This window comes from Paenibacillus sp. P36 (assembly GCF_045866505.1).
GTDB classification, from domain to species: Bacteria; Bacillota; Bacilli; order Paenibacillales; family NBRC-103111; genus Paenibacillus_E; species Paenibacillus_E chondroitinus.
The window spans coordinates 3,408,675-3,433,118 of sequence record NZ_AP038372.1; the positions used below are offsets into that span (position 1 = coordinate 3,408,675).

Sequence of the window (24,444 nt, forward strand, 5' to 3'; positions counted from 1 at the left end):
GATATTTGGAGTCGCGAAACTCCTATCAAAGAACCCTATATTAGAAAAAGGAGGGCTTCAATGACTGAGCAACTAGAATTTGCTAATGGAAAAGCCCCAACATCGGATTACGATGTCGATGATATTCAAGTACTGGAAGGGCTTGTCGCTGTTCGTAAACGACCAGGTATGTATATCGGCAGCACGAGTTCTTCCGGTTTGCACCATTTGATTTGGGAAATTGTCGATAATGCGGTAGATGAACATCTTGCCAAATACTGTTCCAAAATCAGTGTAACCATACATAAAGATCAGTCCATCACGGTGCAAGATAACGGTCGGGGGATTCCGACAGGTATGCATAAGACAGGAGTTCCTACGCCGCAGGTCGTGTTTACGATTCTTCATGCCGGAGGCAAGTTCGGAGGTTCTGGATACAAGAAATCCGGAGGTCTGCACGGCGTTGGTGCTTCGGTTACGAATGCTCTCTCAGAGTGGCTGGAAGTTGAAATTTATCGCGAGGGCAAAGTGCACAAGATGCGCTTTGAATATTGGGTCGATGATGCTGGTGTTGAGCATGTGGGTGAACAGGTTACGAAGCTTGAAGTTATAGGCAATACGAACCGAACAGGGACTAAAGTTACGTTCAAGCCAGACAAACGCGTATTCCAAGGCGGCACCACCATTTCCTACGATACCTTATCCGAGCGATTGCAAGAGATTGCCTTCTTGAATTCGGGGTTACAGGTTAATTTAAAAGATGAGCGCACGGATAAACAGGATTCGTTCCAATATGAAGGCGGCGCCAGCCAATTCGTTGAATTCCTGAACGAAGAGAAGACGGTGCTTCATCCCGTTATTCATTTTGCCTCTGAGAAGGACGAAATTGAAGTGGAAGTGGCTCTTCAGTACAATGATGGCTACACCGAAACGATCGCCTCATTCGTGAATGCAATCCCGACCCGCGGCGGCGGTACGCATGAAACGGGTTTTAAAACTGCCTATACAAGGGTCATGAATGAATATGCACGTAAAGCGGGCATTCTCAAAGAGAAAGAAAAAAACCTTGACGGTACCGACCTGAGAGAAGGTATGATGGTCGTAATCAATATTAAGATGGGCGATGTCGAATTCGTCGGTCAAACCAAGGACCAGCTTGGAAGCGCTATTGCAAGAAGTGCGGTGGATGCGGTTGTTTCGGACAAGATGACGGTGTTCCTGGAAGAAAATCCGCAAATCGCGCAGATGATGCTGAAGAAGGCTGTTCAAGCTTCTAAAGCCCGTGAAGCAGCTCGTAAAGCTAGAGAAGAAATTCGCAGCGGGAAAAAAGGGAAAAGCGAGAGCTCTAACCTTGGCGGCAAGCTAACCCCTGCGCAATCCAAGGATTTGCAGCGCAATGAATTGTTCGTCGTTGAGGGAGATTCTGCAGGAGGTTCCGCGAAACAAGGGCGCGACTCCAAGCATCAAGCGATTTTGCCGCTAAAAGGGAAGCCAATGAACCCTGAGAAGGCAAAGCTGCTCGATATTATGAAAAACGACGAGTATAAAGCGATCATTGCGGCGATCGGAGCAGGAGTCGGCTCTGAGTTCGAAGTTGAAGAAATGAACTACGGTAAAATTATTATTATGACGGATGCGGATACTGACGGCGCACATATTCAAGTGCTGCTTCTGACGTTCTTCTACCGCTACATGAAGCCTATGATTGATGCAGGCAAGGTGTACATTGCGCAGCCGCCGCTTTACAAAGTGACGAGAAAAGGCAAAAATGGCGGCTATAAATATGCATGGACCGACGACCAATTGCAGCAAGTTGTGAAAGAGCTTGGCAAGAATACCGAGTTACAGCGGTACAAAGGACTTGGCGAGATGAATCCGGAGCAGTTATGGGAAACAACCATGAATCCGGAGAGCAGGCAGCTGCTGCAGGTTCAGATTGAAGACGCTGCGAAAGCGGAGCGCCGAGTAACAACCTTAATGGGCGATAAAGTGGATCCGCGTAAACGTTGGATTATCGAGAACGTCGATTTTACCGAATATGTAGAGTAGACCAAAAAGAGTGGTGACTGAAAGTTGGGTATTTTAGAAGAATTTTTACCGGCCTATCTGGAAGAGATCGTTGGCGATCGATTCGGGCGTTATTCCAAATATATTATCCAGGATCGCGCGATCCCGGATGTCAGGGACGGCTTAAAGCCTGTACAACGACGCGTATTGTATGCGATGTACGATTCAGGGAATACCCCTGATAAACCATACCGCAAGTCCGCAAAAACGGTCGGCGATGTGATGGGGAACTATCATCCCCATGGAGATGCGTCTATTTACGATGGTATGGTTCGTATGGCACAGCCTTGGAAGATGGGTCATACACTTGTAGATGGCCATGGAAACTGGGGATCACTGGATGATGATCCGCCGGCAGCGATGCGGTACACAGAAGCAAGGCTCTCAGAAATTGCGATGGAACTGCTTCGTGATATTGAGAAACGTACCGTCATGTTCAAAGATAATTTTGATAACTCCACGAAAGAGCCAGTTGTGCTCCCAGCGCGTTATCCGAATCTGCTAGTGAACGGCGTAAGCGGTATTTCGGCAGGTTTTGCGACTGAAATTCCGCCGCATAACTTGCGTGAAATAATTGATGCTTGTACAGCGATGATAGATAAGCCTGAGATGACAGTTGAAGAGTTAATGACCATCGTTAAAGGTCCTGACTTCCCTACTTCCGGGATTATTATGGGCGAAGAGGGGATTCGTGAAGCTTATCGTACTGGCAAAGGCCGTATCTACATAAGGTCCAAAACAGCGATCGAAGACATGCGCGGCGGAAGACAACAAATTGTGATCACGGAAATTCCGTATCAGGTCGTGAAAGCGCGTCTTGTAACGGCAATGGAAAACATCCGTCTTGAGAAGAAAGTTGAGGGTATCGCGGAGGTTCGGGACGAAAGCGGACGTAACGGATTACGAATTGTCATTGAACTGAAAAAGGAAGCGGATGCGCAAGGGATTTTAGCTTATTTGCTGAAGAAGACGGACTTGCAAGTCACGTACAATTTCAATATGGTGGCGATTGTTAATAAAGCGCCGCGACAATTGGGCATTCGCGAAATTCTGGAAGCTTACATTGAACATCAAAAGGAAGTTGTCACGTTCCGTTCGCAATATGAGCTTGAGAAAGCGGAAGACCGCGCTCACGTGCTGGAAGGGCTAGTCAAAGCGCTTAACATACTGGACGAAGTGATCGCAACAATCAAAGCGTCCAAAAATCGGCAGGATGCTCAAAACAATCTGATGGAGAAATTTGGCTTTTCCGAGCGTCAAGCGGACGCCATTCTCGTCTTGCAATTATACCGGTTAACGAATTTAGAAATTACAACTCTTGAAAAAGAGTTGAAAGATGTTGAAAAAACAATTGCTTATTTGCGTGGCATTTTGGGCAGCTTGAAAAAGCTCTTAGGTGTCATTAAAGATGAAATGGGCGAAATCCGGAAGAAATACGGCATTGAGCGCCGTTCAGCGATTCAAGGCGAGGTTGAGGAGCTGAAAGTTAATCTGGAAGTACTCGTCAATCCGGAAGACGTGTTCGTCACGCTTTCTAACGAAGGCTACTTGAAACGCACTAGCAAGCTGTCGTTTACACGATCTGGCGGAGAATTGGAAAATACAGGTCTCAAGGAAGGCGACTACTTGCGCTTCTTGCTGGACGTGAATACGATTGAGAGCCTGCTGATCTTCACGAAAAAAGGCCAGTACTACTTATTGCCCGTCCATCAAGTGCCAGAGTACAAATGGAAAGAAAATGGTACCGCGATTGTCAATGTCATTCCAATCGCCAAAGAAGACCGTATCGTTAATGTGATTCCGGTCAAAGGCTTTGAAGATCCAACGAAATCACTTGTGTTCGTCACTCGCAAGGGCCAAGTGAAGCGTACGGAGCTCAAAGAGTACATGACGAATCGCTCCAATGGACTTGTTGCTTGTAAGCTTGCTGAGCAAGATGAAGTACTTCATGTGCATCTCAGCGATAACACGAAGGAAATCCTGCTTGTCACGAAACTGGGCATGAGCATCCGCTTCCGCGAGGAAGAAGTAAACCCAATGGGCCGTGCAGCCGCGGGTGTGCGCGGCATCCAACTCAAAGAAGACGATGATGTCGTCTCGGCTGAGTGGATTTATGGGGATGAGGGGGAAGTGCTCGTCATCTCGGACCTCGGATATGCCAAGCGGTCCCTTGTCGTCGATTATCCAATTCAAGGGCGTGGAGGAAAAGGTATTCTCACCTTTGAGTTTAAAGAAGGCAAGCGCGTGAGACCGAATGGAACAGGTTTAATCCGAACGTTCATTGTGAAAATGGATTATCAGATTACAGCCGTGATGAGTAATGGAGAGAAGCTTCGCTTCTCGACGGAGACAGCGCCGCTGGAAGATCGTAAAGCGCAAGGCAAACAGCTTATCCCTGTTACCAAAACAGAATCCATTATAGATGTCCTGCGTTTCCCTCAGTCATAACTGACCGTAGGTGGATCCAGCTTCTCCATCAGCATAAAAGCTAACTCTAATAAGACCCACAGGGGCATCGGTTCGTCTAATCGATCCAGCCACTGTGGGTCTTTCAGGATGCCGGCCTCGAGTGCCTTTTTACCAAGCTCCATTTTCCAATCATCCACGTTGAACCACTCCTTAGCGTGTTCTGCAAATCTAACTGCTTCACAGTATATGTAAGATGTGGGCGGAATGTTAAAAAGAAGTCGAGGTATTCTTCAAGTTCGGACAAAGTTGTGGATGGCTCGACAACATGCCACAGCATGTCCTGGAAATGTGCAGCTTTTGTAGGAAAGTATTAACGGCATTAACCTTTTAACCAGTGAAAATGCGTGCTATACTTGCGTTATAGTAGATGTTGGAAGCGAGTTGATGTGAGGTTGTATTCCGATGAGTTTGGAAAGCTGTGGCTGAAATTGTCTAAGGAATTGAAGAGCCAGATGGAAGTAGGATTAGCACCTACGATTACAGAAGGGCAACTTAACGTATTAGAATTGCTTATGACGAACGAGCGTATGAAGCCTTCAGATCTAATCGAATATCTATCTACAACACCTGCAGCGGTTACAACGCTATTAGATCGTATGGAGAAAAGTGAATTAATCGTACGGGTGCGGGATGAGAAAGACCGCCGTATCGTGTGGGTGCACGTAACAGACAAAGGAAAAGCGGAATGCGAGCGAGGTACGTTAGTCCGTGAACAACTGCTGGACACTTACCTGAGCCGCGTTTCCGCCCATAATCAGAAACTGCTTATTTATTTGTTGGGGAAAGTCGCTAATTAATTGCAGTAGCGACACCTCGGTACGAGGTGAATTTACAATTCTGGGATTGTAAATTCACTCCATGGCCGCTGCACAGGTGGCAGCGACCGAAAGCGCATCGTCTCTTTGAGTGTTGGATGCTCAAAGGACAGAGCCGTCGCCCAGAGCGCTAGCTGCTGGCCGGGCTTGTTGACCGCGCTGCCGTAGCGCTGGTCGCCGTACAGTGTGCAGCCGATTGCGGCCATCTGCACGCGGATTTGATGCGGCCGCCCGGTATGCAGCTTGATTTGGATCAAGCTGAGACCGTCTTGGCTGCCGAGAAGCTTATAATCCAGCACAGCCTCCTTGGCTTCGTGCTGGCCTGGTTTGACAACGCTGACGGTATTCGTCCGCGTGTCCTTCCAGAGCCAGTGACGCAGCGTTGCCGTCGGCTGTGGCGGTTTGCCATGCACAATAGCGACATACGTTTTGTCGAGATGCCTAGTTCTTACCGCGTCCGACAGCCGTGATGCGGCTTTTGATGTTTTGGCGAAGACCATCACGCCGCCTACAGGCCTGTCAAGCCGGTGGACAAGCCCGAGGTAGACATTGCCAGGCTTGTTGTGCCGGAGCTTGATATCCGCCTTCAGGACGTTCAGCAGATCAGGATCACGCGAGTCGTCCTCTTGTGTTGGCATGTTCACGGGCTTCTCTACCACGAGAATGTGGTTGTCTTCGAAAAGGATCGGAATTTGCGATGCTCCCGAAACATCTTTAGTTCCAGTCATATTAGGACTCCCAGCGTCCCAGAATACCGCAAGGGAGCATTAAGCCGGAGTGAGTGATCGGCAGGCCGATTTCTCCACTTGAGATCGTACCTCCATGCTTGCTTTTCATCGCCATCGTTAAGATGTTTTGCAGGACCGTAGCCGAAATACCTGTTGTATAAGAGTTAATTAACAGGAACAAAGGATTATCGGTCAAGATCGTCTGGCAAGTTTGTATGAAAGGGAAGAGATCATCTTCCAGCTTCCAAGTCTCGCCATTAGGTCCGCGCCCGTAAGAGGGAGGATCCATGATGATCGCATCATATTTGCTGCCGCGGCGCTGTTCTCTTTGCACGAATTTGAATACGTCATCCGTAATGAAACGTACAGGACGGCTGCCCATGCCGCTGAGATGCAGATTCTCCTTCGCCCATTGTACAACACCTTTGGAGGCATCAACGTGGCAAACTTCTGCTCCTGCATAAGCGCAGGCCAGCGAAGCTCCACCTGTATAAGCGAATAGGTTCAATACCTTGATCGGTCTTCCGGCATTTTGGATTTTATCAATCATCCATTTCCAGTTGACGGCTTGCTCAGGGAAGAGGCCCGTATGCTTGAAGCTGGTTGGTTTAATATAAAAGCTCAGCTTCTGGTCGTAGGTGATGGTCCAGCGTTCCGGCAGTTCAGCATGCTGCTGCCATTGTCCGCCGCCGCTGGAGCTGCGGTGATAATGAGCATCGGCTTGACGCCATGCGGGTGTTTCTTTTTCCAAAGGCCAAATGATTTGCGGGTCAGGTCTTCTCAATACGATCGTACCCCAGCGTTCCAGCTTTTCGCCACCGCCAGTGTCGAGAAGTTCATAATCTACCCAGTCTTTTGCATAAAACATGTTGCATTCCATCCTTCAACTTGTATACTTTAACAAACATTCATTGTACACCATTTATTCACTTAAATCGATCTTTTCAATCAAACCGGGCAATTCTTTTTCTACAAATTGTTGGTAGTGAGCTTGCTCCAGTGATTGTCTTATTGAATCTTTGACGGAATCGAAAGATTTCACGGATCTGGATTCGACTTTGATCACATGGTAACCAAATTGTGTTTCAACGGGGTCGCCTACAGCGCCGACAGGTTGCTCAATCGCCGCTTTTTTGAATTCAGGTACCCAACCGCTAACTTCTGCATCTTCATAAAGACCGCCGGTTTCTTTGGAGCCAGGATCGTCTGTGAGTTCTTTAGCCAGCTTCGCGAAGTCTTCACCATTCTTAAGTTTTTGCTCGACATCCTTAGCAAGCTTAAGTGCTTCTTCTTTCGTACGGGTCACACTCTTGTCCGCATTTGTTAAACCAATCAAAATATGGCGGACGGATGCAATCGTATAAAAATCTTTATCTTGTTTGAGGTTGTCGTCATATTTGGCTTTAACTTGTGCATCAGTAACGCTGGATTTGATATAGTTTTCTGCTGTTAATCGTCCGACCAGGTAATATTGAAGCTCCGTTTCAGTTACTTTGAAGTTCTTCAATTCTTCCAGAAACTTGGCTTCGCCATTTTGGGATTTCCAAGTTGCCATTTGTGCAGACGCTGTATCTTTCGCCGCTTTTTGATCAGCCTCGGAAGATTTACCGTACAGAATTCTATATTGAATTAATTGGTTCAAAACGCTTTTTTGATACTCAGGGTTATCTTTTGAAGCTGCATGGCCGTTATTGAAAATGCCCTGCATCGCAAAGAAAGTATCGAACTCGCCTCTTGTCACCGTACCGCCTTGATAGGTAGCAACGATTTTATTCGGGTTGATTCCGATCCAAATGGTTTCATTGGCTTCATCCCATTCGACTTTTTTTCCCAGAGCTTCACTCACGAAGCGAAGAGGGACGTAAGTAGAACCTTCGTAAACAAAACCTTTTCCATCTGCAGGCACTTTTTCGACACCATCAAACATATATTTGATGCTGCGGAACGCCACTTCAATTTGACTGCTAGCCGCAAAAGCAGCTGTACCGCTAATTAACGAACCGATCGTTAAACCTACGATAAGTCCTTTCACCTTGTCTTTCATAATCAGTTTTCCACCTTTCAAATGACTGTCACTTTAGTAATTCACCCAGGATTAAGGATTTTCCTTTTTTTAATATGAGGGTTTGAAGGAATTCTCCACCTGCTTGTTGTATTTGTACTGTATGTGATTAATTATTACATCCATATTTTGAAGAAAAAGGTCGATTATGGGAGGGATAACATGGGGGCAAATGTTGGTACACCCAGCTCAGAAGATTTGTTTCTACTTCATGAAGGATCCCTGTATCACAGCTATCGCATCCTAGGGGCGCATGTTAGCAAAAGGAAGGGTTATGAGGGAGTTCGTTTCGCTGTATGGGCGCCTAATGCCAAACAAGTAGCCGTGCTCGGCGATTTCAACCAATGGCAATCAGGAAAACACCGTATGGAGAAGTTCAGTTCACTCGGCGTATGGATGCTGTTTGTTCCTGAGGCCAGTGAAGGTGATCATTACAAGTACGAAATCCTTAGCGAGACAGGTCAAATATTGTTGAAAGCTGACCCATACGCCTTTTATTCGGAAGTGCGTCCAGGCACAGCCTCTCGTGTTGTCGATTTGGAAGGCTACGAATGGCAGGATGAGGCTTGGTTAGAGCAGAAGAAGTTGACTCCCGCCTATAATAAGCCTTTGTCGATTTATGAAGTGCACCTAGGGACGTGGCGCAAAAAAGACAGACATAGTGAAGAATTATATACCTATGACCAGCTTGCGGACGAGTTAGTCGATTATGCCGTGGAGATGGGTTATACACATATTGAAGTTATGCCGCTTGCCGAGCATCCGTTTGACCGTTCATGGGGTTATCAGGCGACAGGTTATTTCTCTGTGACAAGCAGGCATGGTTCGCCGAAAGAGTTCATGCATTTCGTCGATCGTTGTCATCAAAAAGGGATTGGCGTCATTATGGACTGGGTCCCTGGGCATTTCTGCAAGGATGCTCATGGCTTAAGGCAGTTTGACGGAAAGCCGCTGTATGAATACCAAGACCCTCGCAAAGCCGAGAAGTTGGAATGGGGGACACTTACATTTGATTTTGGCAGGCCGGAAGTGCAAAGCTTTCTCATTTCAAACGCAATTTTCTGGATGGATATGTACCATATCGATGGTATCCGGGTTGATGCTGTAGCTTCTATGCTGCACTTGAATTTCGGCAGATGGAATGAGAAGCCCCTTAAGAATCAATGGGGCGGGGATGACAATCCCGAAGCTGTCGCTTTCTTGCGAAAGTTGAATCAGGTTGTCTTCTCATATTATCCGGATGCGCTTATGATGGCAGAGGATTCCACGGATTGGCCACTGGTGACAGCACCCGTGCATGATGGAGGGCTTGGATTTAACTATAAATGGAACATGGGCTGGATGAACGATATGCTGCGTTATATGAAGCTGGATCCCGTTCATCGCAAATATCACCATAAATTGATCACGTTCTCCTTTATGTACGCCTTTAGTGAAAATTATGTTTTACCTTTTTCTCACGATGAGGTTGTCCATGGGAAACGTTCACTCCTGCATAAAATGCCAGGCGATTATTGGCAGAAATTCGCCAATCTGCGCGTTTTATACGGATATATGTCAGGTCACCCTGGCAAAAAGCTCCTGTTCATGGGCAGCGAATTCGGTCAATTCGACGAATGGAAGGACCAGGAGGAAGTGGATTGGTTCCTGCTGGACGGATATGAGAAGCACGAGCAAATGCACGTTTACGTGAAGGCGCTCAATCAATTTTATTTGGACCAACCGGCTTTGTGGCAAAAGGATCATAGCCCGGAAGGCTTCAAATGGATTAATCCACATGATGAAAGCCAAAGTGTCGTCACTTTCATGCGCAAAGGAAATAAGGCTGAGGATGATCTGATTCTCATCTGTAATTTCACACCGGTGGTGCATCCCGATTATCGAATCGGCGTTCCGCGCAATGGCATGTACGAGGTTGTTTTCAACAGCGATGCTCCAGAGTTCGGAGGTTCCGGCCAAGGGAACAAGCTGCCGATCACAAGTGAAAAAAGAAAATATCACGAACTGCCTTATAGCTTGTCTCTGTGTATTCCGCCGCTTGCGGCTGTTTATATAAAATGTGTAAAAGAATTCCAACTAGAGAAAACGAAGTTGAAGGGGGAAATCAGAGATGCGCAGTAAAGAATGTGTTGCCATGCTCCTCGCTGGTGGAGAAGGACGAAGACTAGGCGTACTAACGAATAATTTGGCCAAACCAGCCGTTCATTTTGGCGGGAAGTACCGTATCATTGATTTCACCCTAAGCAATTGCACGAATTCAGGCATCGACACGGTTGGTGTCTTAACGCAATATCAGCCTCTCGTGCTCAACACGTATATTGGAATCGGCAGTTCGTGGGATTTGGACCGCAAAAATGGCGGTGTTACTGTGTTGCCTCCGTTCATGGAACAAAAAGGTGGAGATTGGTATAAAGGTACAGCTAATGCCATCTTCCGCAACATTGGATTTATTGAGCAGTATGATCCGGAGTATGTCTTGATCATCTCGGGTGATCACATTTACAAAATGGATTACGATAAGATGCTTTCCTACCACAAAGAGAAGAAAGCTGATGCAAGTATCGCCGTTATCGAAGTGAAATGGGAAGAAACCAGCCGTTTCGGAATTATGAGCGTGAATGAGAATCAGGAAATAACTGAATTTGCCGAAAAACCAAAAGAAGCGAACAGCAACTTGGCTTCCATGGGTATTTATATTTTTAACTGGAGCGTTCTGAAATCGTATTTGATTGCGGATGAGGAGAATCCGGATTCCAGTAAGGATTTCGGGAAAGATATTATCCCGATGATGCTCCGAAATGAAGCAAGAATGTATGCTTATCCGTTCGAGGGGTATTGGAAAGACGTCGGTACCATTGATAGCTTATGGGAAGCAAATATGGATTTGCTCGATGATCATAACGAGCTGAATCTGAATGATAAAGATTGGCGTGTGTACTCCCAAAATCCATATCAACCAGCTCAATATGTAGCGCCTACTGCGAACATTAAGCGTTCACTGGTGAATGAGGGTTGTGCGATTTTCGGAGATGTCGATCATTCTGTCTTGTTCTTTGGTGTACAGGTGGGGGAAGGCAGCCAAATTAAAGACTCCGTGATTATGCCGAATGCGAAAATCGGTAATAATGTAACGATTAACAAAGCGATTATTGGGGAAAACACGATCGTGGAAGATGGCGCTGTTGTAGATGGTCACGGTGAAATTACACTCATAGGCGGCAATGAACGAGTATTAGCGACTGCCAAACAGAAGGGATGATCTCAGATGAAACATGTAATGGGTGTCATTAATTTAGTGAATGAACCGGACGATTTGGAAGAACTGACTTATTTCCGCTGCCCTGCATCGGTACCATTCGGCGGACGCTATCGGTTAATTGATTTTACATTGTCGAACATGGTGAATTCTGGAATTGATAATGTGGCTGTATTCACACAGCACAAGTACCGTTCCTTGATGGATCATCTGGGGTCAGGGAAAGAGTGGGATTTGGACAGAAAACGGGGCGGATTGTTCGTTCTTCCATCCGTCTTGGACGAGCCGACGGGCATTTCACGTGGGGACCTATACCAATTCTACAGCCATCGGGATTATTTCTATCGCGGCAAAGAAGAGCTGGTTATTATTTCTCGCAGCCATATGGTGTGCAATCTTGATTTGCGCGATGTTATCCGTCATCACGAGGATACGCAAGCGGACATTACGGTCATCTATAAGCAAACCGATGAGGATATTCAAGGGAAATTCCGCCGCTTGGCCGTCAAAGATAACGGACAAGTAACGCTTATGGAGGATCACACGGGTAGACTGCGGACAAATAACATTTCCATGGAAATGTATATTATGAGCAAAGCGCTTCTGCTGGACATGGTAGAATCTTGCCTGGCTCAAGGGTATGATCACCTGGTTCGCGACGGTATCATGAAAAATATTGATAAGCTTAGTGTGTATGGCTATAAATTTGAGGGGCATGTAGGCATCGTGAATTCGATTCAAGGTTACTACAAGCACAGCATGCAGCTGTTAAATCCAGTGATCTGGAGAGAATTGTTCTTCCAGAAGAACCTGATCTATACAAAGGTCAAGGATGAACCGCCTGCGAAATACCTGGAATCCGCCGCAGCCAAAAACGCGTTGATCGCAAATGGCTGCACCATCGAGGGTAAAGTAGAAAACAGCATTTTGTTCCGCGGAGTGAAAATCCGTAAGGGAGCTTACGTGAAAAACAGCATTATCCTCCAAAACTGCGAAATCGAGGAAAATGTCATTATTGAGAATGCGATCCTCGATAAGGATGTCTTCATCTCCCGCGGTCGCGTCCTGACAGGTGATAACAAAGCGCCGTTCATCGCGGCAAAAACGAAAGTGATCTAATCGGTATCGTTCTTAAGCGCATAACTAGATATAATCCGAAAAGCCTGCCTTCCCATAGGCGGGTTTTCGACTATCAGGAGGAGTGGAAAGATGAAAGTACTCTTTGCAGCTTCAGAGGCAGTTCCTTTTATCAAAACGGGAGGTCTTGCCGATGTGATCGGTTCATTGCCGAAAGAACTTATCCAGCAAGGGCTGGATGTACGGGTTATCTTGCCTAAATATGGCGGGATTCCTGCCAAGTACCGGGATGCGATGACTACGGCTGTGACGCATGATATCTATGTCGGTTGGAGAAAGCAATATATCGGCATTCAAGCTCTCCAGCAGGATGGGGTTACTTTTTATTTCGTGGATAATGAATTTTATTTCAATCGCTCCGGCGTTTATGGTTATGGCGATGAGGCAGAACGTTTTGCTTTCTTCTGCAAAGGCGTTATCGAAACGCTGCCGCTGCTGGACTTCCAGCCGGATGTTATTCACTGTCACGATTGGCAAGCCAGCATGATTCCCGTGCTGTTGAAGGCTCATTATCAACATCTGCCATTCTATAGCGAGATCAAAACGTTAACGACCGTTCATAACTTGAAATATCAAGGTGTGTTTAGCCAATCGTTGTTTAAGGAGTTGTTTGGCTTATCCGACGATCATTTTACCGGAACAGCGCTTGAACTGCATGGTGGTGCGAGCTTTCTAAAAGGAGGGCTTCTGTACGCGGACCGTATTACAACGGTGAGTCAGACCTATGCCGAAGAGATTCAAACTCCGTACTTTGGCGAACATTTGGATAGCCTGCTGCGCCACCGCAGAGACCAGCTGACGGGGATCGTGAACGGGATTGATTATGAGGTGTTTGATCCGATGAATGATCCGCATCTGGTTTCTACATACCGGGATTCGCTGCCTAAAAAGCAGTTGAACAAGACAGCACTTCAGGAGCGGCTAGGATTGGAAGTGAGAGAAGATGTCCCGATGATTGCCCTGGTAACGCGTTTGGTGCAGCAAAAAGGGCTAGATCTCATCCAGCATGTCCTGCCAGAAATTTTGTCGCTAGACATCCAACTCGTCGTGCTCGGGACAGGCGAATACGACTATGAGGAGATGTTCAAGCAAGCGGCATTGAAGCATCCTGGCAAAGTATCCGCTCAGATCTGCTTTGACGAGGCATTGGCGCATCAAATCTATGCGTCTTCGGACTTGTTCCTAATGCCATCTCAATTTGAGCCATGCGGGATTGGTCAGTTGATTGCACTTCGGTATCGCTCTGTGCCGATCGTCCGTGAAACCGGTGGACTGAAGGATACGGTTCTGCCATATAATGAATTTACAGGCGAGGGGACAGGCTTCTCCTTTAGAGATTACAATGCGCATGATATGCTGCATACGATCCGCCGTGCGGTCTTTTTCTACAAAAATGACCGTGACGCCTGGTTGAAAATTCAGATGAACATGAAAAAAGGCGACTTCAGCTGGAAGAAGTCCGCGCAGCAGTATATCGGACTTTATAAGGAAATGGTCAAATAAAGGGAAAAATCAGGACTGGAGGCTCATAGCTTCCAGTCTTTTTTACCTACTTCCTCTTCATTTATCATTTACAAATGACGATAAGTATGTTGTCACGTGAAAAATGGTGAGGGAGGCAGTTGTTCAGATGAGCAGGACGACAGATTGTTTAACCGATGCGGATATGTATCTTTGCATGCTATTTCAAACACCTGTAGAGGTGTGGTTTGACGGCGAATTAGAAGACTCAGGAACACTCATAGAAGCGTATTCGGATGATGTCATTAAAGTAGGCGGCGTTTACTATTTACGGAAGTTATGCCTAATTAAAAAAATAGCCTAATGCAAGATCAGCCTCGTGTTCTTATGCCAGAATACGAGGTTTTTTTCGAAATTGCCGAAAATAAGGTATAATATTCCTGATCCACTGACAACAACGGTTAGGAGTGGCAACATGGATTGGATATCGCACGCACTTACTGTACTTTTTATTGTTAATATTTTACTTGCTCTTACGGTCGTATTCTTGGAACGCCGGAACGTGGCGGCTACCTGGTCATGGTTGATGGTGCTTCTATTTATTCCAATTCTCGGTTTTCTGCTCTATGTGATGTTAGGGCAAAATTTAAGCCGCAGAAAGCTGTACAAATGGAATCAGCGCATGCAGGAAAGAATGCAGACGGTCATCTCGGAACAGCGGGAGCAGCTGATGAACGGGACGATGACCTATCTGAATCCGATGGTCAGCGACTACCGTGATTTGATTTATTTGAACGTGTCCTCGAATGACGCATTTCTAACCCAGGATAACAGCGTCGATATTTTTACGGATGGGATAAGCAAATTCAGTGATTTGATGCTGAAAATCGAAGCCGCGAAATCGCATATCCATATGCAATATTACATCGTCAAGAATGACGCATTGGGGAAGCGGATTATTCAGGCCTTAACGAAAAAGGCGGAGCAAGGGGTCATCGTTCGATTTTTGTATGATGATATTGGTTCACGTTCGTTAAAGGATTCTTTCTTCCGTGATTTTCTGAAAGCAGGCGGGCAGAAAGCAGCTTTTTTCCCTTCGCGAATCCCTTATTTGAACTATCGAGTGAACTATCGCAATCACCGGAAGTTAGTCATTATTGATGGCAAAATTGGCTATATGGGCGGATTCAATGTGGGGAATGAATATCTTGGCATGGATCCTCGATTCGGGTTTTGGCGGGATACACACCTTCGCTTAACAGGAAGTGTGGTTCGTGCGCTTCAGTCCCGTTTCATCTTGGACTGGAATTTAGCTTCTTCGACAGCAGTCGAAGTGGATCAGTGTTATTTTCCAGAACGTGAAGAAGGAGGGACTTCACAGCAGGTACCGATGCAGATCGTGGCGAGTGGGCCTAATGAAGAATGGCCGCATTTTGTGTACACCTTCCTCAAAATGATTCATATGGCCAAAAAACGGATCCTGCTGCAGACACCATATTTTATTCCAGAAGAGAGCATGCTGAATGCACTTCGCATAGCAGCCTTGTCCGGCATTGACGTACGTATCATGATTCCGGAAAAAGCGGATCACTTGTTTGTGCATTGGGCTTCCCTTTATTATGTGGGGGAACTGCTTCGCGCCGGCGTGAAATGCTACCTCTACGATTATGGTTTTTTGCACGCGAAGACAATTGTTGTTGATGGGAAAGTGGCATCAGTTGGGACGGCTAACTTCGATATTCGAAGTCTGCGGCTTAATTTTGAGACGAATGCGCTGATGTATCACGAGGAAACGGCGAAAAAGCTGGAAGCTACATTTTGGAAGGACATGGAAGGCTGTATGGAACTAACATTGGAGGAATATGAGAAGCGCTCACTTCGCATACGATTCCTGGAGTCCATCTCGAAGCTGATTTCACCAATTTTATAAACAAAAAACACGTCATCTCCTGAATAGAGAGGACGTGTTTTTTGTTCACCCGTGGAATTAATAGACGACTTCGCCGTTATCGTAGTTAAATTGCCATTGGATGCCGAACTTGTCTTCCAAGCTGCCGTAGCATTTGCTCCAGAAGGTTTCTTGGAGTTCCATGCCTACTTTGCCGCCTTCTTTCAGTTTATGGAAAGCGGATTTGATTTCTTCGATATCCTTGCTGACCATGGATAAGGAAATATTATTTCCGGCTACAAAAGGCATACCTGGGAAAACATCGGAGAACATCACCGTGCTGCCGCTAATGGTAAGTCTTGCGTGCATAACCATGGATTTCGCTTCTTCTGGGAGTGGGTAGGCCGGATCTGACGGCGTATCGCCAAAGGTCATGATTTTCGGTTGTTCAGTCCCGAATACTTCTGCATAATACTCCACCGCTTCACGACAATTTCCATTGAAATTCAAGTAAAAATCTAATGCCATTTGTATCACTCCTCAGATTTGTTTTTTTTCATATTATTCCCATATTGTATCATTTAACTTGTCCATATTCCAATATAAAGAAGGCTAAGGGGACTGCATCTAGCTCTTTTGAAATTGCGTTGGCGTCATGCCCTCGATTTTCTTGAAAATACGTGTGAAGTAGCCGGCATCATCGAAACCAATGGATTCGGCAATCCATTTGATGGCTAAATCGCCATTGCGCAGCAATGGTTTTGCTTCCTCAATCCGCTGTTTCTGCTGGAAGTCGGTCAGGGTCATTCCTGTTTCTTTCTTGAATTGTCTCGAAATATGGGCTGGATGTGCGTGGCACTCCTGAGAAAGCTCCTCTAAGCTTAATGGTTTATTATAATGCAAGGAAATAAATTGAACGACCTTTTGAACGAGCGGGGAATAGCCCTTTACAGCATGCTGGCGCACGAGCCGGCAATATTCGTCGAACATGAGCGTCATTAATTTATTAAGAAAATCGATCGTTTCGGTCCTTTCGATTTGCTTTGCAAATTTCTCTGAAATTTGGTGCAAGAAAAAGGGCTGAACATTTGCATTTTTGGCAGCGATACGCAGCAAAGTATTTAAAATAATAAGCGCATTTCTTAAAGCTCTTACCGGTTGGTTCGGAAACCTTTCGGAGAAGTCATACAGATTTTTCATTTTGGAGCGCACTTTCTGCAAAGTTTCATGATCCCCATGCTGGACGGCTTGCATCATTTCCTGCTCAATTTGATAACGCAATTCAATCAGGTCGATAAAAGCCTCATCGGGCTGCTGCAGCATGAGCTCGATTTTGCTCTGACGGGGGGACCGGGCAGGCTGCGTTTGGAGTTCCAACTCCCGAATATCCGTTTGCGAAATGCCTTCGATTTGCTCGAACACATTGGCCATGCTTTGGACCCTCGCGGCGCTGATTAATTTCATTCCTCGGTAAAATCCTTCTAATTCGATTCGCTTTCCTTGATCCAGTTTGAACTTCGTGTACAGTTTATTGACGTCTGGAACCTGCAGTAAGAAAGGCCCTGTGACTATGATTTTAGTACGTTCCTCTTGTAATCGAAAAGCTTTGGCTAAGTAGGTAAATCCCCATATATTGGTGTATTTGCAGCATTGGTCAGGAGAGATTTGAGCTTCCGCGGCAAAGAACGCGATATCTTCCTTCTGCCAGCTGTTTAGAAATTCAGGGATATTATCATGTTCATGATTCAACAAAACAGTTCCGCTGCTCGTCAGAACGACGGTGTTGATGTCCGTTAAGTGAAACAATGTCGTGCTAATTGCGGATAGATGAAGCTGCTGTTCACTCATAAGAATCTCCATTTTCCAAATCAGAATGTTAAAATAATCCCTTAAATGCATTCCACGTCCTACTTAGTAGTTGGTTAACTTAGTATAATCTTAATTGTTGAGTTTGCAAATGAGAATAAAAAGGAGCGGCTGTTATGTTATATCCAATCGTATCAGAGTCACGGGGAATCATAGATCTTAGTGGGATTTGGAATTTTAAATTGGATTTTGGAAAGGGCTTTCAAGAGAAATGGTTCGCTTCAGCGCTTACTGAGACCATCCCGATGTCAGTGCCGTCCTCTTTCAACGATGTAGGCGTTACGGCGGATATTCGAAACCACGTTGGTTGGGTCTGGTATGAGCGAGATTTCACGGTATTAAATTTGCTAATGTCGGAGCGTATTGTCTTGCGATTTGGTTCGGCTACTCATCGAGCTGTCGTTTATGTGAATGGGGAAGCGGTTATGGAGCATAAGGGAGGATTTACACCGTTTGAAGCGGAAATCAATTCCTTTTTAACTACAGGCCATAATCGATTGACAGTTGCCGTGAACAATATCGTGGACGAGACGACGCTGCCTGTAGGAATCTACAGTGAGCAGGAAGTTCCGGGGCGTGGCCTTGTTGCGAAAAACAGCCCGAATTTTGACTTTTTCAATTATGCCGGCATCCATCGACCGGTGAAAATTTATACGACACCACACGTGTATGTGAAAGATGTGACTATTTTAACCAATTTGAACCAGCAAAAAGGGCTTGTTCAGTATGAGGTCGAGATAGCGGGGAAAGGACAAGTTAAGGCAACGGTTGTTGATAAGTCGGGCTTTGTGGTGGGAGAAAGCAGCGGACTTCAGGGGTTGATCGAGATCGAAGGGGTGAAGCTGTGGGAACCTTTGAAAGCTTATTTGTATACGCTTAAAGTTGAGATTAGCGATAATGGACAGCTTGTAGACGTTTACGAACAGCCATTTGGTGTACGAACCGTTGAAGTTAATGACGGGAAATTCCTGATTAATGATAAACCTTTTTATTTTAAAGGGTTCGGGAAACATGAGGATTCGGCGATTCATGGTAGAGGATTTAATGAAGCGGCGAATGTTCTCGATTTCCGCTTGATGAAATGGATCGGTGCCAATTCGTTCCGCACAGCTCACTATCCTTATTCGGAGGAGTTAATGAGGCTGGCTGATCTTGAAGGTCTTGTTGTCATTGACGAGACGCCTGCCGTCGGGCTGCACTTGAATTTCATGGCGATGTTCGGAGGCGGGGCGAAGCGGAAAACTTGGGAGGAGCTTCGAACGCAAGAGCATCATCAGGATGTCATTCGGGAACTCATTGCGCGTGACAAAAATCACGCTTGTGTCGTGATGTGGTCTATAGCCAACGAGCCGGCTTCAGAAGAAGAAGGAGCGGATGCTTACTTCAAGCCGCTTGTCGAGCTTGCCAAGGAACTTGATCCGCAAAAAAGACCTGTGACCATTGTCACACACCTGATGTCAACGCCTGAAACGTGCAAAGTGGCGGAGCTTGTTGATGTGCTTGCACTGAATAGGTATTACGGCTGGTATGTGCAAAGCGGCGATATGGAAGCAGCCAAAATCAAGCTGCGCGAGGAACTGGATGGCTGGGGCAAACGCTGCCCGGGCAAACCAATCATCATGACCGAGTATGGGGCGGACACGATTGCCGGCTTGCATGATGTAGACCCTGTGATGTTTACCGAAGAGTTCCAGGTCGAGTACCTGCGGGCGAATCACGAAGTGTTTGATGAATTCAGCACCTTTGTTGGTGAACAGGTTTGGAATTTTGCGGATTTTAACACATCCCAAGGTGTTATTCGGGTTCAAGGAAACAAAAAGGGCATCTTCACACGGGATCGGAAGCCGAAATATGCGGCACATGAGCTGCGCAAAAGATGGCTGGCTATTCCAGATTTCGGATATAAGAAACCTTAGAAATAGGATCTGAGCAATCTGAGTTGCACATGTAGTGGGGGGATACGATGAGTAATTTGGTTATTCACAATGTGTCTGAAACAACGGGTAACATCAAGGCAAGCCGTCCTTTTGGGATGCGAGATAAGCTGGGGTACTTGTTCGGCGACTTCGGGAATGATTTCTTTTTTATCCTCGTGAGCTCGTTCCTGATGGTCTATTATACGGATATTTTTAAAATTCATGCGGCGACGATCGGGCTTGTATTTATCATTGCAAGACTTTGGGATGCAGTTGCAGATGTCGTGTGGGGGCGTTTCATCGACACTAGAAAAGCGGGGATTCAAGGCAAATTTCGGCCTTGGATCTTCCGAATGTCTTTTCCGCTCGTCATATCCGGTATTCTGATGTTTGTGAAAATTCCGGGGATGTCCGACGGGTTCTACATGGCTTATGCCTTTGTCACTTATCTGATTTGGGGAACGTTGTACAGCACGGTTAATATTCCATACGGGTCCATGGCGTCTGTGATTACAAGTGATTCGGTGGAGCGCACGACATTATCGACGTTCAGAACGATGGGGGCTATGCTCGCGAGCCTAATTATCAATGTGATCGGGCCGTTGATCCTGTTTGTTAACAATAAAGCAGATTCCAACAGGTTCATGCTGGCCGCTATTGTTTTTGGCATATTGTCGATTGCCTGCTACATGGCTTGTTATAAACTATCAACGGAACGCATTACAATACCGGAAGCGCAAAAGAATAAGGTCCATCTAGGTATAACTTTAAAAGGCATGTTAAAAAATAGACCGCTGATCTCTATTTTGATCGCATCTCTCACGTTTATGATGCTTTCGATGCTGGTAGGCGCAGTGAATGTGTATTTGTTTAAAAATTATTTTGGAAGCGCTTCGATGTTGAGTATGGCTGGATTAATTCAGACAGCTGCGGTATTTATCGCGATTCCTTTCGTGAAATCATTGGTACACAAGTTTGGCAAAAAGGAAATAGCCGCAGCTGGTATGCTGCTTTCCTCCGTTGTCTACCTTATGCTCTACTTCCTGCCACATTTGACAGCTTGGCAATTTGTTCTTATTTCCGCTGTTGGTATGTTTGGCTTTGCATTCTTCAACTTAGTCGTATGGGCATTTGTCACTGATGTAATTGACTATCAGGAGTATGTGACCGGCGTGCGGGAGGACGGTACGGTGTATTCCGTTTATTCCTTTGCCCGCAAGGTGGGGCAAGCGCTTGCAGGCGGGATCGGCGGCGTGGCTATCGGCTCAGTTGGCTATGATGCGGCTCGATCCGTTCAGACCAAAGAAGCGTTAGATGGCATATACACGTTAGCCACTTTAGTCCCCGGCATCGTCTATCTGGTTATTTTTCTTATCATTGTATTCTTATACCCGCTGAATAAACGGCGGACGAGTCAGTTGGCGAGTCATTTGAACGAAAAGCGACTAGGGGGCGCCTGAGAATAAGGATTTTGGAAGTGATGAACCTGATCTGTTTGCAGATCAGGTTTTATGTAGTTCTCCGTGGCGGAGTCACGGCCTTGCCGCCGACTTGCCGAGCTGCGTGCGGCGGCGCATAGAGGACCCTGAGGGTGTTATTTGTGTCCTCAGGGTTGTTGCAGAGCATTTCGGGGAACTACAGGACCTTATTTCTAAGAAGTTGGCGGAATATCCACCAAATCCATAGAAATAAGGTCCCCCAGTTCCCCTTCGGCGCAAAAAGGGCCTATTTCTCCGAAATAGCGCCCTGTGGTTCCCCAAAGCCGAGTCACCACCTCGGCTCGGCCTTGTCGCCGACTTGCCAGCCTGCTCGCAGCGGCACATCTGCTAGGAGCTGCCGACATGGAGGATGGCTAAGCATGAATAATATTGACTTTTGCAAAACATCAAGATAGAATCGGGTTAGTGATTTACTAAATTACTAATTTACTAAATTACTAAATCGCGAAACCAAATCAAAGGAGCTAACCAAAATGAAAATACCAACATCTTTAAAACATAAGCCCGTCATTGTTTCCGAAAATTATGAGCAAGTTGATGGCAGATACGCTGAAACGTCCGATGCGAAAGGACTTTCGCTAGGACTGGCTCAATGGAATGACAGAGGGAAGGTCGACATTTCGGCCAAAGTCTGGAGATACACAGGGGAGAAGTGGTCGAGGCAATCGGAAGAGCTGCCGCTGCACCGCGTTCTTGATCTTGCCATTCTCGTAACAAGAAGCATGCTGTATTTCCGCGAAGAGGCGTATCGAAATAAGAACTTATACGATCCCGAGAATCCGGTGATTGACCGTGTAGGCTTGCAAGGAGATGCCATGACCGTGGCCGTCTGTACGGATAACGATCGAATTAACGAAGACATTAAACTATTCAGCCAAGCGCTTAGCGAAGATGATGAGCTCAATGGCGAACGTCTGCGTATGCTGTCTAGAATTTTAAAAGATATGGGGTATTAACGTGTTTACGAATCGATATGTGCGAACGATTATCCTGTCGCGGGTGTTCCTGCAGTTAGGCGTATGGATAAGAAATTTTGCCGTGCTTTTATATGTCACCGATATAACAAATAATGATCCTAAGTTTGTTTCACTTATTTCCGTCGTTGAATTTGCTCCGATATTTTTATTCGCCATCATCGGAGGGACGTTCGCAGACCGCTGGAAACCAAAGCGCACCATGATTTGGAGTGACTTTTTATCAGCTATTTCCGTGTTAGTCGTGTTGCTCGCTCTAGTGATGGGTGAATGGTATGCGTTATTAATTGGAACACTGGTCTCAGCAAGTTTATCTCAATTTTCTCAACCATCCGCGATGAAGCTCTATAAGAAACACGTTGCCGCTGACAAACTGCAAAGTGTCATGGCTTTATCGCAATCGTTAATCGGCATCTTTACCATTGTCGGTCCGATCATTGGTGTTTTTATTTTCATGCAGTTTGGGATTCAGGTTTCCCTTTTGTTGACGTTTTTATTTTTCCTGACCTCTGCCATCATCTTGTCGTTTTTGCCTCGTGACACAGAGGAAGCGAACGCGCATAATACAGATAGTTTTATGTCCGAGATGAAAGATGGAATCAGTTATGTATGGTCTAACCGTTCATTACGAACCCTAGGTGCAACTTTTGCCGCTTCAGGGCTTGCCGCGGGGATGATTCAGCCCCTAATGATTTTTATCACGATTGAAAATTTAGGACAGGATAAATCATTTATGCAGTGGTTTCTAATGACGAATGGCGCGGCCATGCTGATTGGCGGAGCCTTCATTATGACGGTTGCCAAGAAAGTAAAACCTCAAGTTTTGCTTGCTGTGGGTTTGCTGGTCAGTGCCATATGTACCATTGCAGTTGGAGCATCGAAGATATTGCTGCTGTCCTTCACGCTCCAAGCGCTCAGCGGGTTATTTTACCCTTGCATTCAAGTCGGCATTCAAACTCTTCTCATGAAAAATACTGAAGCCGCTTATATGGGGAGGGTGGGAGGCGCGATAACTCCCATTTTTATGGGCATGATGGTGGTAGGCATGTCGATTTCCGGATATTTAAAAGATATGTCCTCACTGCTTTCGGTCTATGTGCTCAGCGGCTGTTTGCTCCTGGTTGGAGCATGGCTGTTGATGCCGATCATGAAGGAAAAGCAAGCGCGGGTGCAAAGTTTTTGATTTTCATGACAACAAGAGGCTGTCCCACAGGTTAATAAACCTCAAGACAGTCTCTTTTTCTTCTTCTTTGTCTTCTTCTTCTTCTTTTTTAACCAAGGACCCTGCGAGATTGTGCACGAAAAGTCGGATGCTGTCTTTGTACAATTGCTATTGTATAAATAAGCGAGGGAGGTGAGCTTGAAGATGCTTGAGAACATGAATGGGGCTTTATCTTATATCGAAGAAAATTTGACGGAAGAGATTGATTTCAAAGAAGCAGCCAGAATAGCGATGTGTTCGGAGTTTCATTTTAAAAGAATGTTCTCGTTCCTGGCCGGTGTCTCGCTGTCAGAATATATCCGTCGCAGAAGGCTTACGCTTGCTGCATTTGAGCTGAACCATAGCGCAATCAAGATTATTGATTTGGCGGTCAAATACGGCTACAATTCGCCGGATTCTTTTACCAGAGCTTTTCAAAGCATGCATGGGATAACGCCAACGGAGGCAAGAGAGACAGGGCAAACGTTAAAAGCTTACCCAAGACTGACCTTCCAGCTCACCATTAAAGGAGGAGATGTCATGAACTACCGGATTGAAGAGAAAGAAGCATTTCGCATCGTGGGACTGAAGAAAAGGGTACCGATTATTTTTGAGGGAGTAAATCCGGAAATCGCCGCTATGTGGGGAAGCTTAAACGCAGAGCTCATTCAAGAGCTTAAATCGCTTTCGAATGTGACGCCAAGCGGGCTCATTAGCGGGTCAGCCAACTTTTCAGAAGGGAGGATGGAAGAGAAAGGGGAGCTCGATCATTATATAGGAGCGGCTACCACGAAAGAGTGCCCAGATCAGTTGGCTGCACTTGAAGTTCCCGCCTCTTCGTGGGCCGTATTTGAGGCTGTGGGTCCTTTCCCGGATACGCTGCAACAAGTATGGGGCCGCATCTATGCCGAGTGGTTTCCATCGTCGAGCTATGAACAAGTGGATGGTCCAGAGATCCTATGGAATGAAAGCAAAGAGGTAACATCCCCAAACTTTCGAAGTGAAATCTGGATTCCTGTTTCGAAAAAATAAGTGAAACTTCATAAACAATCATGTTGAGATGGTGCTTCCGAAGCATCCTCTCTTTTTTTTGCAACAATTTATTATTTTTTATGTGATCTTTCAC

The 24,444-nt window shown here is 46.0% G+C and carries 20 protein-coding genes; 14 read left to right on the forward strand and 6 right to left on the reverse strand.

Annotation, left to right across the window (positions count from 1 at the left end):
• Window positions 1-60: 60 nt before the first annotated feature.
• Both parE and gyrA read left to right on the forward strand, forming a co-directional pair.
• Window positions 61-2,028, forward strand: coding sequence for a DNA topoisomerase IV subunit B (gene parE / locus ACKTT9_RS15200; protein ID WP_157324568.1), 1,968 nt, complete (start codon window positions 61-63; stop codon window positions 2,026-2,028).
• A gap of 24 nt (window positions 2,029-2,052) precedes the next feature.
• Entirely contained in the window at window positions 2,053-4,494 is a 2,442-nt protein-coding gene (gene gyrA / locus ACKTT9_RS15205; protein ID WP_407872206.1) for a DNA gyrase subunit A, read from the forward strand.
• Here the strand turns inward: gyrA and ACKTT9_RS15210 are convergent.
• Complete coding sequence (locus ACKTT9_RS15210) at window positions 4,485-4,652, reverse strand: hypothetical protein (protein ID WP_407872207.1); 168 nt, start codon at window positions 4,650-4,652, stop codon at window positions 4,485-4,487. The two genes, gyrA and ACKTT9_RS15210, sit on opposite strands and share 10 nt — an antisense overlap.
• Window positions 4,653-4,907: 255 nt before the next feature.
• Between ACKTT9_RS15210 and ACKTT9_RS15215 the strand changes: the two genes are divergently transcribed.
• A complete protein-coding gene (locus ACKTT9_RS15215) occupies window positions 4,908-5,312 on the forward strand; it encodes a MarR family winged helix-turn-helix transcriptional regulator (protein ID WP_127451825.1) in 405 nt (134 codons plus the stop codon).
• 32 nt (window positions 5,313-5,344) lie between these two features.
• Here ACKTT9_RS15215 and ACKTT9_RS15220 read toward each other — a convergent pair whose 3' ends face one another.
• Genes ACKTT9_RS15220 through ACKTT9_RS15230 form a run of 3 tightly spaced genes read right to left on the reverse strand, consistent with a single transcriptional unit; the run spans window position 5,345 to window position 8,102 of the window.
• Window positions 5,345-6,058 (reverse strand): RluA family pseudouridine synthase, encoded by a 714-nt coding sequence (locus tag ACKTT9_RS15220; RefSeq protein ID WP_407872208.1) that lies wholly within the window; start codon window positions 6,056-6,058, stop codon window positions 5,345-5,347.
• Between the two features lies 1 nt (window position 6,059).
• Window positions 6,060-6,926, reverse strand: coding sequence for a class I SAM-dependent methyltransferase (locus tag ACKTT9_RS15225; protein ID WP_127451529.1), 867 nt, complete (start codon window positions 6,924-6,926; stop codon window positions 6,060-6,062).
• Window positions 6,927-6,980: 54 nt separating this feature from the next.
• Window positions 6,981-8,102 carry a peptidylprolyl isomerase gene (locus ACKTT9_RS15230; RefSeq protein ID WP_407872209.1) on the reverse strand — a complete coding sequence of 374 codons (1,122 nt, stop codon included), beginning with the start codon at window positions 8,100-8,102 and terminating at the stop codon, window positions 6,981-6,983.
• Window positions 8,103-8,282: 180 nt separating this feature from the next.
• On the opposite strand from ACKTT9_RS15230, the gene glgB reads away from it, so the two are divergent.
• The 6 genes from glgB to cls all read left to right on the forward strand — a co-directional run bounded on the left by glgB (window position 8,283) and on the right by cls (window position 15,904).
• Complete coding sequence (gene glgB, locus ACKTT9_RS15235; RefSeq protein WP_407872210.1) at window positions 8,283-10,241, forward strand: 1,4-alpha-glucan branching protein GlgB; 1,959 nt, start codon at window positions 8,283-8,285, stop codon at window positions 10,239-10,241.
• Entirely contained in the window at window positions 10,231-11,379 is a 1,149-nt protein-coding gene (locus ACKTT9_RS15240) for a glucose-1-phosphate adenylyltransferase (RefSeq protein WP_407872211.1), read from the forward strand. Before glgB ends, ACKTT9_RS15240 begins: the two co-directional genes overlap by 11 nt.
• A 6-nt stretch (window positions 11,380-11,385) precedes the next feature.
• Window positions 11,386-12,495 (forward strand): glucose-1-phosphate adenylyltransferase subunit GlgD, encoded by a 1,110-nt coding sequence (gene glgD, locus ACKTT9_RS15245; RefSeq protein WP_407872212.1) that lies wholly within the window; start codon window positions 11,386-11,388, stop codon window positions 12,493-12,495.
• A 90-nt stretch (window positions 12,496-12,585) separates the two neighbouring features.
• Window positions 12,586-14,016: a glycogen synthase GlgA gene (gene glgA / locus ACKTT9_RS15250; protein ID WP_407872213.1), complete on the forward strand. Its 1,431-nt coding sequence runs from the start codon at window positions 12,586-12,588 to the stop codon at window positions 14,014-14,016.
• Between the two features lie 127 nt (window positions 14,017-14,143).
• Window positions 14,144-14,338 (forward strand): hypothetical protein, encoded by a 195-nt coding sequence (locus tag ACKTT9_RS15255; protein WP_127451541.1) that lies wholly within the window; start codon window positions 14,144-14,146, stop codon window positions 14,336-14,338.
• 111 nt (window positions 14,339-14,449) lie between these two features.
• Window positions 14,450-15,904 carry a cardiolipin synthase gene (cls, locus tag ACKTT9_RS15260; protein WP_407872214.1) on the forward strand — a complete coding sequence of 485 codons (1,455 nt, stop codon included), beginning with the start codon at window positions 14,450-14,452 and terminating at the stop codon, window positions 15,902-15,904.
• A gap of 57 nt (window positions 15,905-15,961) precedes the next feature.
• On the opposite strand, the gene ACKTT9_RS15265 is transcribed toward cls, so the two are convergent.
• Both ACKTT9_RS15265 and ACKTT9_RS15270 read right to left on the reverse strand, forming a co-directional pair.
• Window positions 15,962-16,390, reverse strand: a complete 429-nt coding sequence (locus tag ACKTT9_RS15265) for a VOC family protein (protein WP_315949388.1) — start codon at window positions 16,388-16,390, stop codon at window positions 15,962-15,964.
• Window positions 16,391-16,489: 99 nt separating this feature from the next.
• Complete coding sequence (locus ACKTT9_RS15270) at window positions 16,490-17,710, reverse strand: helix-turn-helix domain-containing protein (protein ID WP_407872215.1); 1,221 nt, start codon at window positions 17,708-17,710, stop codon at window positions 16,490-16,492.
• A 134-nt stretch (window positions 17,711-17,844) separates the two neighbouring features.
• Between ACKTT9_RS15270 and uidA the strand changes: the two genes are divergently transcribed.
• The 5 genes from uidA to ACKTT9_RS15295 all read left to right on the forward strand — a co-directional run bounded on the left by uidA (window position 17,845) and on the right by ACKTT9_RS15295 (window position 24,350).
• Window positions 17,845-19,644, forward strand: a complete 1,800-nt coding sequence (gene uidA / locus ACKTT9_RS15275) for a beta-glucuronidase (RefSeq protein ID WP_407872216.1) — start codon at window positions 17,845-17,847, stop codon at window positions 19,642-19,644.
• 47 nt (window positions 19,645-19,691) lie between these two features.
• On the forward strand, window positions 19,692-21,104 hold the full coding sequence (locus ACKTT9_RS15280) for an MFS transporter (protein WP_407872217.1): 1,413 nt from the start codon (window positions 19,692-19,694) through the stop codon (window positions 21,102-21,104).
• A 512-nt stretch (window positions 21,105-21,616) separates the two neighbouring features.
• Complete coding sequence (locus ACKTT9_RS15285) at window positions 21,617-22,099, forward strand: DUF6530 family protein (protein ID WP_407872218.1); 483 nt, start codon at window positions 21,617-21,619, stop codon at window positions 22,097-22,099.
• Between the two features lies 1 nt (window position 22,100).
• The gene (locus ACKTT9_RS15290; protein WP_407872219.1) at window positions 22,101-23,300 is read left to right on the forward strand and encodes an MFS transporter; all 1,200 of its coding nucleotides are present in this window, start codon (window positions 22,101-22,103) and stop codon (window positions 23,298-23,300) included.
• 183 nt (window positions 23,301-23,483) lie between these two features.
• A complete protein-coding gene (locus ACKTT9_RS15295) occupies window positions 23,484-24,350 on the forward strand; it encodes a GyrI-like domain-containing protein (protein ID WP_407872220.1) in 867 nt (288 codons plus the stop codon).
• The last annotated feature ends 94 nt before the right edge of the window (window positions 24,351-24,444 follow it).

Bases quoted from the DNA above. Each gene is read 5' to 3' on its own strand.
- parE (WP_157324568.1), top strand. From the start codon at position 61: ATGACTGAGCAACTAGAATTTGCTAATGGAAAAGCCCCAACATCGGAT.
- ACKTT9_RS15220 (WP_407872208.1), bottom strand. From the start codon at position 6,058: ATGACTGGAACTAAAGATGTTTCGGGAGCATCGCAAATTCCGATCCTT.
- ACKTT9_RS15225 (WP_127451529.1), bottom strand. From the start codon at position 6,926: ATGTTTTATGCAAAAGACTGGGTAGATTATGAACTTCTCGACACTGGC.
- ACKTT9_RS15230 (WP_407872209.1), bottom strand. From the start codon at position 8,102: ATGAAAGACAAGGTGAAAGGACTTATCGTAGGTTTAACGATCGGTTCG.
- glgB (WP_407872210.1), top strand. From the start codon at position 8,283: ATGGGGGCAAATGTTGGTACACCCAGCTCAGAAGATTTGTTTCTACTT.
- ACKTT9_RS15240 (WP_407872211.1), top strand. From the start codon at position 10,231: ATGCGCAGTAAAGAATGTGTTGCCATGCTCCTCGCTGGTGGAGAAGGA.
- glgD (WP_407872212.1), top strand. From the start codon at position 11,386: ATGAAACATGTAATGGGTGTCATTAATTTAGTGAATGAACCGGACGAT.
- glgA (WP_407872213.1), top strand. From the start codon at position 12,586: ATGAAAGTACTCTTTGCAGCTTCAGAGGCAGTTCCTTTTATCAAAACG.
- ACKTT9_RS15255 (WP_127451541.1), top strand. From the start codon at position 14,144: ATGAGCAGGACGACAGATTGTTTAACCGATGCGGATATGTATCTTTGC.
- cls (WP_407872214.1), top strand. From the start codon at position 14,450: ATGGATTGGATATCGCACGCACTTACTGTACTTTTTATTGTTAATATT.
- ACKTT9_RS15265 (WP_315949388.1), bottom strand. From the start codon at position 16,390: ATGGCATTAGATTTTTACTTGAATTTCAATGGAAATTGTCGTGAAGCG.
- ACKTT9_RS15270 (WP_407872215.1), bottom strand. From the start codon at position 17,710: ATGAGTGAACAGCAGCTTCATCTATCCGCAATTAGCACGACATTGTTT.
- uidA (WP_407872216.1), top strand. From the start codon at position 17,845: ATGTTATATCCAATCGTATCAGAGTCACGGGGAATCATAGATCTTAGT.
- ACKTT9_RS15280 (WP_407872217.1), top strand. From the start codon at position 19,692: ATGAGTAATTTGGTTATTCACAATGTGTCTGAAACAACGGGTAACATC.
- ACKTT9_RS15285 (WP_407872218.1), top strand. From the start codon at position 21,617: ATGAAAATACCAACATCTTTAAAACATAAGCCCGTCATTGTTTCCGAA.
- ACKTT9_RS15295 (WP_407872220.1), top strand. From the start codon at position 23,484: ATGCTTGAGAACATGAATGGGGCTTTATCTTATATCGAAGAAAATTTG.